Origin of the sequence: Kitasatospora sp. NPDC085464 (assembly GCF_044541955.1) — a bacterium.
In the GTDB taxonomy this organism is placed as follows: domain Bacteria; phylum Actinomycetota; class Actinomycetes; order Streptomycetales; family Streptomycetaceae; genus Kitasatospora.
Map to the genome: position 1 here is coordinate 65,838 of NZ_JBITTM010000012.1, position 11,829 is coordinate 77,666.

Annotated in this window: 9 protein-coding genes; 2 read left to right on the forward strand and 7 right to left on the reverse strand. The window is 73.2% G+C overall.

The features are described 5' to 3' along the window. Nucleotides 1-30: 30 nt before the first annotated feature. From murD to rsmH, 7 genes are all read right to left on the reverse strand, one after another. Nucleotides 31-1,470, reverse strand: coding sequence for a UDP-N-acetylmuramoyl-L-alanine--D-glutamate ligase (gene murD, locus ACIGG8_RS12855; RefSeq protein ID WP_396547606.1), 1,440 nt, complete (start codon nt 1,468-1,470; stop codon nt 31-33). Beyond that, a complete protein-coding gene (gene mraY, locus ACIGG8_RS12860; protein WP_396547755.1) occupies nt 1,467-2,528 on the reverse strand; it encodes a phospho-N-acetylmuramoyl-pentapeptide-transferase in 1,062 nt (353 codons plus the stop codon). Before mraY ends, murD begins: the two co-directional genes overlap by 4 nt. Beyond that, the gene (gene murF, locus ACIGG8_RS12865) at nt 2,528-3,931 is read right to left on the reverse strand and encodes a UDP-N-acetylmuramoyl-tripeptide--D-alanyl-D-alanine ligase (RefSeq protein WP_396547608.1); all 1,404 of its coding nucleotides are present in this window, start codon (nt 3,929-3,931) and stop codon (nt 2,528-2,530) included. The genes mraY and murF overlap by 1 nt, the downstream gene beginning before the upstream one ends. After that, on the reverse strand, nt 3,928-5,493 hold the full coding sequence (locus ACIGG8_RS12870) for a UDP-N-acetylmuramoyl-L-alanyl-D-glutamate--2,6-diaminopimelate ligase (RefSeq protein WP_396547609.1): 1,566 nt from the start codon (nt 5,491-5,493) through the stop codon (nt 3,928-3,930). Before ACIGG8_RS12870 ends, murF begins: the two co-directional genes overlap by 4 nt. 93 nt (nt 5,494-5,586) lie before the next feature. Then, complete coding sequence (locus ACIGG8_RS12875; RefSeq protein WP_396547611.1) at nt 5,587-7,803, reverse strand: penicillin-binding transpeptidase domain-containing protein; 2,217 nt, start codon at nt 7,801-7,803, stop codon at nt 5,587-5,589. Further along, nucleotides 7,800-8,309 (reverse strand): hypothetical protein, encoded by a 510-nt coding sequence (locus ACIGG8_RS12880; RefSeq protein WP_396547612.1) that lies wholly within the window; start codon nt 8,307-8,309, stop codon nt 7,800-7,802. Before ACIGG8_RS12880 ends, ACIGG8_RS12875 begins: the two co-directional genes overlap by 4 nt. A 159-nt stretch (nt 8,310-8,468) precedes the next feature. Beyond that, nucleotides 8,469-9,443 carry a 16S rRNA (cytosine(1402)-N(4))-methyltransferase RsmH gene (gene rsmH, locus ACIGG8_RS12885; RefSeq protein WP_350522500.1) on the reverse strand — a complete coding sequence of 325 codons (975 nt, stop codon included), beginning with the start codon at nt 9,441-9,443 and terminating at the stop codon, nt 8,469-8,471. 539 nt (nt 9,444-9,982) lie between these two features. On the opposite strand from rsmH, the gene ACIGG8_RS12890 reads away from it, so the two are divergent. Beyond that, nucleotides 9,983-10,525, forward strand: coding sequence for a carbonic anhydrase (locus tag ACIGG8_RS12890; protein ID WP_350522501.1), 543 nt, complete (start codon nt 9,983-9,985; stop codon nt 10,523-10,525). A gap of 359 nt (nt 10,526-10,884) precedes the next feature. Next, nucleotides 10,885-11,829 (forward strand): AAA family ATPase, encoded by a 945-nt coding sequence (locus ACIGG8_RS12895; RefSeq protein WP_396547756.1) that lies wholly within the window; start codon nt 10,885-10,887, stop codon nt 11,827-11,829.

Consider the following 11,829-nt stretch of genomic DNA (forward strand, 5'->3'; position numbering starts at 1 on the left):
CGCTGCGGCTCCTCCGCCGGTGCCGCAGCCCTACTCCCCGGCGTCCGCCAGCTCCCGGACGGCCGCCGCGAACATGTCGCCGCGCTCGCCGTAGTTGGTGAACATGTCCATCGAGGCGCAGGCCGGGGCCAGCAGCACCGTGTCACCCGATCGGGCGAGCGACGCGGCCGTGCGGACGACCTCGGCCATCGCCACCGCGCCAGTCTGGCCCTCGGCCGCCTCGATCACGGGCACATCCGGAGCGTGTCGTTCCAGCGCCTCGCGGATCAGCGCCCGGTCCTGCCCGATCAGCACCACCGCGCGCAGCCGCTCGGCCGCGCCCTGCACCAGGTCGTCGAAGGTCGCGCCCTTGGCGAGGCCGCCGGCGATCCAGACGATCGGCCGGTAGGCCGCCAGCGAGGCGGCCGCGGCGTGGGTGTTGGTGGCCTTGGAGTCGTCGATGTACGTGACCTCGCGGACCACGCCGACCTCGGCGATCCGGTGGGCGTCCGGGCGGAAGGCCCGCAGGCCCTCCCGGACGGCCTTCGGCTCGACGCCGTACGCCCGGGCCAGCGCCGCCGCGGCGAGCGCGTTGGCGATGTTGTGCGGCGCCGGCGGGTTCACGTCCTCGACGGCCCCGAGCTCGGCGGCGTTCTTGGCCCGGTCCTCGACGAAGGCCCGGTCTACCAGCAGCCCGTCCACCACGCCGAAGTTCGACGGGCCGGGCGCGCCGAGGCCGAAGCCGATCGCCCGGCAGCCCTCCTCGACGTCGGCCTCCATGACCAGCGCCTCGGTGGCCGGGTCGGCCAGGTTGTACACGCAGGCGACGACGTTGCCCTCGTAGATCCGGCCCTTGTCGGCGGCGTACGCCTCCATCGAGCCGTGCCAGTCGAGGTGGTCGGGCGCCAGGTTGAGCACCGCGGCCGAGTACGGGCGCAGCGAGGGCGCCCAGTGCAGCTGGTAGCTGGAGAGTTCGACGGCGAGCACGTCGTACGGCTCCTCGGCGAGCACCGCGTCCAGCACCGAGACCCCGACGTTGCCGACGGCGGCGGTGCGCTTGCCGGCTGCGGTGAGGATCGAGGCGAGCATCTGGACGGTGGTGGTCTTGCCGTTGGTGCCGGTGACGGCCAGCCAGGGGGCGGGCTCGCCGGTGCCCGGCAGCGGCTTGCGCAGCCGCCAGGCGAGCTCGACGTCGCCCCAGACCGGCACCCCGGCCGCCCCGGCGGCGGCGAACAGCGGGCTGTCCGGCGCCCAGCCGGGCGAGGTGACGATCAGCTCGGTGCCCTCGGGCAGGCTCGCGCCGTCGCCGAGGCGCACGGCGACGCCCTGCGCCTCCAGCTCGGCGGCCCGGGCGACCAGGCCCGGCCCGCTGCCGCCGTCCACGACGGTGACGCGGGCGCCGAGGCCCTGCAGGACGCGCGCGGCGCTGATGCCCGATACGCCGAGTCCGGCGACGACGACGGGCAGCTCAGTGAAGTCAGGATTGATCATCCGGTCCGGTATCCCGCGTAGAAGAGGCCGAGGCCGACGGCCACGCAGAGGCCCTGGATGATCCAGAAGCGGACCACGACCAGGACTTCGCTCCAGCCCTTGAGTTCGAAGTGGTGCTGCAGCGGTGCCATCTTGAAGACGCGCTTGCCGGTCATCCGGAAGGAGCCGACCTGGATGATCACCGACAGGGTGATGATCATGAAGAGGCCGCCGAGCAGGATGAGCAGCAGCTCGGTGCGGGAGCAGATCGCCAGACCGGCCAGGGCGCCGCCGAGGGCGAGCGAGCCGGTGTCACCCATGAAGATCTTGGCGGGCGAGGTGTTCCACCACAGGAAGCCGAAGCAGGAGCCCATCAGGGCGGCCGCGACCACCGCGAGGTCCAGCGGGTCGCGGACGTCGTAGCAGGCGTTCGTCGCGGAGAGGAAGTAGGCGCAGCTCTGGCCGTACTCCCAGACCCCGATGAAGGTGTAGGCGCCGAAGGCCATCACGGAGGCGCCGGTGGCGAGGCCGTCCAGACCGTCCGTCAGGTTCACGCCGTTGGAGGTCGCCGCGATCATGAAGTACGCGAAGATGACGAACAGCACCGGGCCGATCGACCACTTGAAGTCGCGCACGAAGGACAGCGACTGCGAGGCCGGGCTGAGCCCCCGGTCGTCGTGGAACTGCAGTGCCAGGACCGCGAAGACCAGGCCGACGATGGACTGGCCGGCCAGCTTCGCCTTGGCCCGCAGACCGAGCGAGCGGCGCTTGACCACCTTGATGTAGTCGTCCAGGAAGCCGACCAGGCCGAGGCCCGTGGTCAGGAAGAGCACCAGCAGCCCCGAGGCGGTCGGGGACTCGCCCGTTATCGCCTTGGTGGCGAAGTACGCGATCAGGGTCGCCAGGATGAAGGCGATGCCGCCCATGGTGGGCGTGCCCTTCTTGCTGTGGTGCGCCTTGGGGCCGTCGTCGCGGATGTACTGGCCGTAGCCCTGACGGGCCAGCAGCTTGATCAGGGCGGGCGTGCCGACCAGCGAGAGGATCAGGCCGATCATCCCGGAGATGAGGATCTGCTTCATCATCGGGCATCACCGTCCGCAAGGAGGGCCTCGGCCACCTTCTCCAGCCCCACCGAACGGGAAGCCTTCACCAGGACCACATCCCCCGGCCGCAGCTGACTGCGCAGCAACTCGACCGCCGCGTCCGCGTCGGACACCAGCACCGACTCCTCACCCCACGAACCTTCGTTCCTCGCGCCGAGTTCCATGCAGGCCGCCTCGCGTCCGCCGACCGCCACCAGCTTGGTGACGTCGAGCCGGACGGCGAGCCGCCCGATGGCGTCGTGCTCGGCCAGGCTCTCCTCGCCGAGCTCCCGCATCTCGCCGAGCACCGCCCAGGTACGGCGGCGCTCCGGACCGCGTCCCCCCATCGAGACCAGCGCCCGCAGCGCGGCCCGCATCGAGTCGGGGTTCGCGTTGTAGGCGTCGTTGACGACGGTGACACCATCGGCCCGGTCGACGACCTCCATGCGCCAGCGGGACAGCGCACCCGCCTCGCCCAGGGCGGCGGCGGTGTCGTCGACGGACATCCCGAGCTCCACCGCCACCGCGGCGGCGGCGAGGGCGTTCGAGACGTGGTGCTCACCGTACAGGCGCAGCTGCACGGGCGCGGAACCGGCTGGGGTGGTGAGCGTGAACGATGGCCGTCCGGTGGCGTCCAGGCGAACGTCCGTCGCCCGCACGTGGGCGTCCGGGGACTCCCCGAAGAGGACCACCTTCGCCTTGGTGCGGGAGGCCATCGCGCGCACCAGCCGGTCGTCCGCGTTGAGGATCGCCGCCCCGTCGGCCGGCAGTGCCTCGACGAGTTCGCCCTTGGCCTCGGCGATCGCCTCCTTGGAGCCGAACTCGCCGACGTGGGCGGTGCCGACGTTCAGCACCACGCCGACCCGGGGCGGGGTGATCGAGGTGAGGTACTCGATGTCGCCCTTGTGCCGGGCGCCCATCTCCATGACCAGGTGACGGGTGCCGGCCTCGACCCGCAGGGCGGTCATCGGGTGGCCGATCTCGTTGTTGAGCGAGCCCGGCGGGTAGACGGTCTCACCGTGGCGCTGGAGCACCTGCGCGATCAGGTCCTTGGTGCTGGTCTTGCCGGCCGAGCCGGTCAGCGCGACCACGGCGGTGCCCTCGGCGCGGGCGACCACGGTACGGGCCAGCCTGCCGAGCGCCTCCACCACGCTGTCGACCAGGACGGCGGGCACGCCGACGGGGCGGGAGGCCAGCACCGCGACGGCGCCGGCGTCGATCGCCGTGGCCGCGTAGTCGTGGCCGTCCGCGTTCTCGCCGACGAAGGCCGCGAACAGGCCGCCGGGGCTCACCCTGCGCGAGTCGACCTCGACCGGGCCGGTGACCAGGGTGTCCGGATCGGCGCCGTCCAGGGTGCCCCCGACTGCGGCGGCCACCTCGGCGAGGGTCAGTGCGATCACTGCTGCTCTACTCCTCGGTCGCCCCGCACGGCGGTGGTCCGCGCGATGGACTCGCGCAGCACCTCCCGGTCGTCGAAGGGGCGGATCTCGTCTCGTACGTACTGGCCGAGCTCGTGGCCCTTGCCGGCCACCAGCACGGTGTCCCCCGCCTGGGCGCGGGTGACGGCCAGCCGGATCGCCTCGGCCCGGTCGGGGACGACCAGGACGTCCCCGCGCTCGGCCTCGGGCACCCCGGCGGCGCCGGTCAGCATAGTGGCGAGGATCGCCAGCGGGTCCTCGCTACGCGGGTTGTCGCTGGTCAGCAGGGCGGTGTCGGCGAGGCGGGCGGCGATGGCGCCCATCGGGCCGCGCTTGTGCGGGTCGCGGTCGCCGCCGCAGCCGACGACGACGTGCAGCCGGCCCTTGGTGACCTCGCGCAGCGAGGCGAGGACGGCCTGCAGGGCGTCCGGCTTGTGCGCGTAGTCCACGACGGCGACGAACGGCTGGCCGGCGTCGACCCGCTCCAGCCGGCCGGGCACGCCGGGGACGGCGGCGACGCCGGCCACGGCCTGCTCCAGCGGCAGCCCGGCGGCGACCAGCAGGGTGATCGCGGCGAGCGCGTTGGAGACGTTGAACGGGCCGGGCAGCGGGACGGCGGCATCGGCCTCGGCGCCGTCCGGGCCGAGCACCCGGAAGGTGGAGCCGACCGGGCCGAGCACGACGTCCACGGCCCGCCAGTCGGCCTGCGGGTCACCGGCCGCGGAGAAGGTCGTCACCGGGATCTTGGCCTCGGCGGCGAGCCGGCGGCCGTACTCGTCGTCCACGTTGACCACACCGCGGCGGGACTTGCCGGGCTGGAAGAGCCGGGCCTTCGCCTGGAAGTAGTCCTCCATGTCCGGGTGGAAGTCGAGGTGCTCGGGCGTGAGGTTGTTGAACAGCGCGACGTCGTACGCGACGCCGTCGGTGCGGCCGAAGACCAGGGCGTGGCTGGAGACCTCCATGGTCACCGCGTCGGCGCCGCGCTCGGCCATCACGCCGAGGATCGCGTGCAGGTCGGTGGCCTCGGGGGTGGTGCGCTCGCTCTTGATCCGCTCGTCGCCGACCCGCATCTCGACGGTGCCGATCACACCGGGGTGGCGCCCGGCGCCGCGCAGACCGCCCTCGACCAGGTACGAGGTGGTGGTCTTGCCGTTGGTGCCGGTCAGCCCGATCATCAGCAGCCGCTCGGAGGGGCTGCCGTAGACGATCGCGGCGAGCTCGCCCATGACGGCCCGCGGCCGCTCCACGACCAGCAGTGGAAGGCCCGTGCCGGCCGCCAGGTCGGCCCCGGCCCGGTCGGTGAGCACGGCCACCGCACCGGACTCGGCGGCCTTGGCGGCGAAGGCCGCGCCGTGGTGGTTGGCGCCAGGGAAGGCCACGTACACATCGCCGGGGCGGACCGCGCGGGAGTCGTGGGTGACGCCGGTGACGGCGCCGCCCTCGACGGGCGCGAGACCGAGCCGGACGGCCAGCTCGGTGAGCGGCAGAGCGGCGGTCCCGGTCGGGCGGGGCGGACTCACGGTGGTTTGATCGGGTTTCGGCACGGCGCGAAGGCTATCCGCCGAAGGGTGCCCAGGGCCAAACCGGCCCTGCGCCGCGCCGTCGTCCAGCCCGGCCCGCTCGTTGCTCATGCTCGCTCACGGCTTCCACTCGACTGGCAGGTTGGGCGCCTGGCTGCCGCTCGGCGGGACCTGCAGGGTCTTCAGGGTGAACTCCATCACCTGTTTGAACACCGGCCCGCACAGCTGCCCGCCGAAGTGGCCGTTGACCGGGCCCTGGAGGGTGCAGGAGACGGTGACCCGGGGGGCGTCGGCCGGGGCGAAGCCGATGAACGAGGCGGTGTAGCCGTCGTAGCCGACGCCGTTGGCGGCCCCCCGGTCGGCGGTGCCGGTCTTGCCGGCGACGCGGTAGCCGGGGATGGCGGCCTTGCCGCCGGTGCCCTGCTCGTCGTCGACGACGGACTCCAGCATCGAGGTGAGGGTCTTGGCGGTCTGCTCGCTGACCACCCGGGTCTGCTCACCCGCCGGCGTCGGGCTGTACTTGCCGTCCGGGCCGGTGATGCCCTGGACGATGCTGGGCGCGACCCGCACCCCGCCGTTGGCGATGGTCGAGTAGACCGAGGTGGCCTGCAGCGCGTTCATCTGCAGCGGCCCCTGGCCGAAGGAGATGTTGTACTTCTCCGAGGCGACCAGGTCCTCCGGCTTCTTGAGCATCCCGGAGGCCTCCCCGGGGAAGTTCAGGCCGGTCGGCTGGGCGACGCCGAACTTGCGCATGTAGGCGTCCAGCACCTTGTTGGCCTGGAGCTGGTCGCCGCCGCCGAGGGTCTCGATCGCCTCGATGGTGCCGATGTTGGAGGACTTGGCCAGCACCCCGGCCAGGGTCAGGTACCAGGGGTCGTGGTTGACGTCGTCCTTGAACTGCTGGCCGGCCCGGACCAGCCGGTTGGGGACGGTGACCTTGGTGTCCCAGGTGGCCTTGCCGGAGTCCAGGACGGCGGCCAGGCTCATCAGCTTGGCGGTGCTGCCCGGTTCGTACGCGTCGACCAGGGCCGGGTTGCCCAGCTGGGCCGGCTTGGACAGGCTCAGGTCGTTCGGGTTGAAGCCGGGCGCGGTGGCCATCGCGAGGACCTGGCCGGTCTTCACGTCCTGGACCACCACGTAGCCCTTCTCCGCACCGGAGTTGGCCACCTGGTCGGTGATCGCCCGCTGGGCGGCCCACTGGATGTCCCGGTTGACGGTCAGCTTCACGTCGCTGCCGGGCACGGCCGGGTCCATCGAGCCCCCGGCGGTGGGCACCAGCCGTCCGCCCGCCTGGGCGTAGCTGCTGTGGCCGTCCTTGCCGGCCAGCTGCTGCTGGTACTGCAGCTCCAGGCCCCCGGCGCCCGCGCCCTCGCCGTTGACGAAACCGACCAGGTTGGCGGCCAGCCCGTCGGCGGGGTAGACGCGCTTCTGGGTCTCCCGGTTGAACACCCCGGCCAGCGGGTTGGCGCACTCGTTGTCCACCCGGGTGCGCCCGCCCTGGTCGGCGGGCTTGCCGAGCTGCTTCTTCTGGAGCTGGCAGGCCCGTGAGCCGGCCTGCTTCTCCAGGCTCGACTTGAGGTCGCTGATCTGGTTCTTGGCGGCCGGGGTCTGCTGGGCGGCGAGCCGCTTGTAGCGGGTCTTCGGGGTGTGCAGGTCGGCGGCGATCCGATCCTTGGGCACGCCGAGGATCGGCGACAGCAGGGCGGCCGCCTGCTCCGGCGCGTCCGGGATGCCGGTCGCGGCCGGGGTGAACATCGCCGGGTCGGCGGTGATGTCGTACGCGTCGACGGTGGCGGCCAGGGCCACCCCGTCGGCCGACGTTATCGAGCCGCGCTCGGCGGTGATCGGGATGTTCAGGTAGCGGTTGGTGTTGGCGTCGGCGGCCAGCGCGTCCGCGTCGACCAGCTGGAGCTGGACCAGGCGGCCCGCGAAGACGGAGAAAACCAGCGACATCACCACGGTGATCACCCGGAGCCGGCGCTTCGGCTCGGCCAGCTTCAGGGCCTTGGCGCGCTGTGGCAGCCGGCTCTTGGGGCGCGGCCGCACCGCTGCCTGACTGCGGGCCGGCGGACGGCCCTCGGGGCTTCGCGGCTGCGGTGTGCGCGGGGTCGTCCGACCGGCCGCGGCCTTGCCGGGCTGGGCCTTCGCCGACTGGCCGCGCACCGGCTGCCCCTTCGCGGACTGGCCCCTGGCGGGCTGACCCTTCGCGGGCTGACCCTTGGCGGACGGGGTGCGGCCGGCGGCGGACTGGCCGCGCGGCGCGGCGCCCCGGGGCACCGGGCGGCGGCCGTTGCCGGAGCCGGAGCCTCCGGAGGGCTGACGGGGCGTCGTCATCGACCGGCACCCCCGCTCGGCTGCGCGGTCGGGGCCGGGTTGAGCTGGATCACCGAGTCACCGGCCGAGGCCGCCGTCGTCGGAGTGGCGGGGACGGGCGGAGCGGTCGGCGCGGCCGCCGGAACCGGCGGCTGGGCGGCCGGTGACTGCCCGGCGCTCGGCTGGGCGCCGCCCGGTACGGGCTTCGTCGGCCAGGGCTCGGCCGTCGAGCGCCTGACCGGCGGGCTGTCCTGCGCCGGGCCGGGCGTACCGACCACCTTGCCGCCGTTCGGGACGTCCAGGAAGGCCATCCCCCCGGCCGGGACCATGCCCAGCTCGGCGGCGCGCCTGGCCAGCGCGTCCGGGGCCGAGCTCTGGTCGATCTGGTGCTGCAGGCTCTGCTGCTCGTCGGTCGCCACGGTGGTCTGCTTCTGCAGTCGGGACAGCTCGAAGGAGCCCTCGTTGAGCGCGGTGTTCAGCGCCAGCAGCCCGAGCAGGCCCGCCGCCAGCAGCACCACGACGAGCACCGCGAACGGCGTGCGCCCCCGGACCGGGCGTTTCCCCGGCCGGACCGTGATGCGTGCCCTGCCCTGTCCGGGGAGTCCTCCCCGCCCCGCCCGGACCTCACCGGCCACCGGCCCCACTTGCCTTCCCTCCGCCCTTCGGACCCCGCCGGGGCCGGTTCGTCAGCCCCGCTTGCGTCGGTCCCTGATCCTCTCCGCCACCCGCAGCCGCACGGGCGCGGCGCGCCGGTTCTCCTCGATCTCCTCCTCGGTGGCCTGCTCGGCACCGCGGGTGATCAGTTTGAGCCAGGGCTGGTGCTCCTCCGGGATGAACGGCAGCCCCGGCGGGGCGGTGTTCGTCGCCCCGGCGGCGAGGTACTGCTTCACCAGGCGGTCCTCCAGGGACTGGTAGGACATCACCACGATCCGACCGCCGATCGCGAGGGCGTCCAGCGCCCCGGGGATCGCCCGGTCCAGGACCTCCAGCTCGCCGTTGACCTCGATCCGCAGCGCCTGGAACGTCCGCTTCGCCGGGTTCCCACCGGTGCGGCGGGTCGCCGCCGGAATGGCGTTGCGCACCAACTCGACCAGACGCGCGCTGTTGGTGAACGGTTCCTTCTCCCGCTCCCGCAGGATCACCGAGGCGATCTTCCCGGCGAACCGCTCCTCCCCGTAGACCTTGAGGATCCGGGCCAGGTCGCCGTGGCTGTAGGTGTTCAGCACCTCCGCCGCGCTGATCCCCCGGGTCTGGTCCATCCGCATGTCCAGCGGAGCGTCCTGGGCGTACGCGAAACCGCGGTCCGCCTCGTCCAGCTGCATCGAGGAGACGCCGAGGTCGAACAGGACGCCGTCCACGCGGTCGATGCCGAGCCGCTCCAGCACCTCGGGGATCTCGTCGTAGACGGCGTGCACCAGGGTCGCCCGGTCGCCGAACGGGGCCAGCCGCTCGCCGGAGAGCTTCAGCGCCTGCGGGTCACGGTCCACCGCGACGAGCCGGACCTCCGGGAACTGGGTGAGCAGCGCCTCGCTGTGCCCGCCGAGGCCGAGGGTGGCGTCCACCACCACGGCGCCGGGACGGGAGATCGCCGGCGCCAGTGCGTCCATGCACCGCTGCAGCATCACCGGAACGTGCTTGGGGCCCGGTTCGTTGGTGGTCATGCGCGGTGGCGCCCTTCCTCGGTGCGGAGCAGCCCGACGTCCGGGAGCTGCGACCATTCTCGCCCACCGTGTCCCGGCACGACGAAGCGGCCCGTGGTCCCCGCCCGCTCAAGGGGAAGGTCGTGACCGCCCGGCGCCGGGGAAGGTGCGCCAGGTGGGCACGGAGCGGGTGGAGGCCACGGACCGCGTCGACCGGGCCGCACCGGCCGGGAAAGCCCGGTTGACGGGCCCCGACGGGTGTGCTCCACTGCGCCGCAAACTCTATCGCCCGGGCCCTGCCAGTCAATGGTCCACTCCGGCGCACCACCCGGGCGGCGGTACGGATCACTGCAGGTCGCGGCCGTTGGGGTGGCCCCCGGGCCGCCCGACCCGGGGGCCCTCGACGACCGCCGCGCGCCCCCCGCCCCGCGACCGCGTACGACCCATCCGGGACCAGCTCGGACAAACCCTCCGGTTGTGGCTATGCACTCGATCACAGCCGCCTGTTCTGTAGCTCTCCACCCCACCGCGGACACCGGATCGGCACTAACGTCGCCGACATGACAGTGACCCCCGACCGGCCCGCGCCGAACGCCGCTGCCGCCCCTGCCCACCCCACGATCATCGACCGCTTCGTCTCGTCCAACCGCGAGTACGCGGTGACCTTCCAGGACGGCGGCATGGACGCCCGCCCGGTGCAGAAGATCGCCGTGGTGGCCTGCATGGACGCCCGCCTCGACCTGTTCGCGGCGCTCGGCCTCGAACTGGGCGACGCGCACGTCATCCGCAACGCCGGCGGGGTCGTCACCGACGACACCATCCGGTCCCTGACCATCAGCCAGCGCGCCCTCGGCACCCGCTCGATCGCGCTCATCCACCACACCGGCTGCGGTCTGCTCGGGCTCACCGAGGACTTCCGCCGCGAGCTGGAGCTGGAGGTCGGCCAGCGCCCGCAGTGGGCCGTGGAGTCCTTCGTGGACCTCGACGGCGACGTCCGCCAGTCCATGCAGCGCGTCCGCACCTCGCCCTTCCTGCCGCACACCGACGACGTGCGCGGCTTCGTCTTCGACGTCCACACCGGCCTGCTGCGCGAGATCGACTAGGGCAGCCCGCGAGGGCCCGGGGGCGGTCGAGCCGTGCCCGGGCATTCGGGGTCGGCCGAATGGTGACTTCTGGCCACCGCGCGGGGGAGAATGCGCCTGCCGGTCGGACCCCGAACCACCTGGGGCGGCCGGGCCGCAGGCCGCCTCCCCGACGCCGGATCCGCCATCGGAACCGACCCCGGGACGGCCGCGTCAAGCATGGGGTGGGGTCCGGCCTCGGGACGGGGCGGGCACAGGGTGCCAGGGAGCGTAAACGGGTGACGAGCTACAACGATCAGGCCGGTCTCGGCGGTCCTGCGGGGGGCGAGCAGAGGACGGACGGGCACCAGCGGGTCGGGCTCCCCGAACTCGCCGCGGTCGTGGACCGGGTCCGCGCCAACGTCGAGAGCGTGATCGAGGGCAAGCCGGAGGCCGTCCGGATCGCCCTGACCGTCCTGCTCGCCGAGGGCCACCTGCTGCTGGAGGACGTGCCCGGCGTCGGCAAGACCATGCTGGCCAAGGCGCTCGCCCGCTCGGTCGACTGCAACGTGCGCCGCATCCAGTTCACGCCCGACCTGCTGCCCTCGGACGTCACCGGCACCAACATCTACGACCAGCAGCGGCACGACTTCGAGTTCCGCCCGGGCGCGATCTTCGCCCAGATCGTGGTCGGCGACGAGATCAACCGCGCCTCGCCCAAGACCCAGTCCGCGCTGCTGGAGTCCATGGAGGAGCGCCAGGTCACCATCGACGGCACCAGCTACGAGCTGCCCTCGCCGTTCATGGTCGTGGCGACCCAGAACCCGGTCGAGATGGAGGGCACCTACCCCCTCCCGGAGGCCCAGCGCGACCGCTTCATGGCCCGGATCTCGATCGGCTACCCCAGCCCCGAGGCCGAGCTCGCGATGCTGGACGTGCACGCCGGCGCCAGCCCGCTGGAGGACCTCCAGCCGGTCGCGCACGCCTCCGACATCCTCAAGCTGATCGACCTGGTCCGCACCGTGCACGTCGCCGACCCGGTCCGCCGCTACGCCGTCGACCTGGTCGGCGCCACCCGAAACAGCCACGAGCTGCGCCTGGGCGCCTCGCCGCGCGCCACCCTGCACCTGGTCCGGGCCGCCCGCGCCGCCGCCGCGCTGGACGGCCGCGACTACGTCACCCCGGACGACATCCAGCGCCTCGCCGTCCCGGTCCTCGCGCACCGCCTGATGCCGACCGCCGAGACCCAGCTCAGCCGCCGCACCTCCGAGCAGATCGTGGCCGACCTGGTCGCCCGGCTGCCGCTGCCGCGCCCGCAGGGCGGCCCGGCCGTCCGGAGGGGCTGA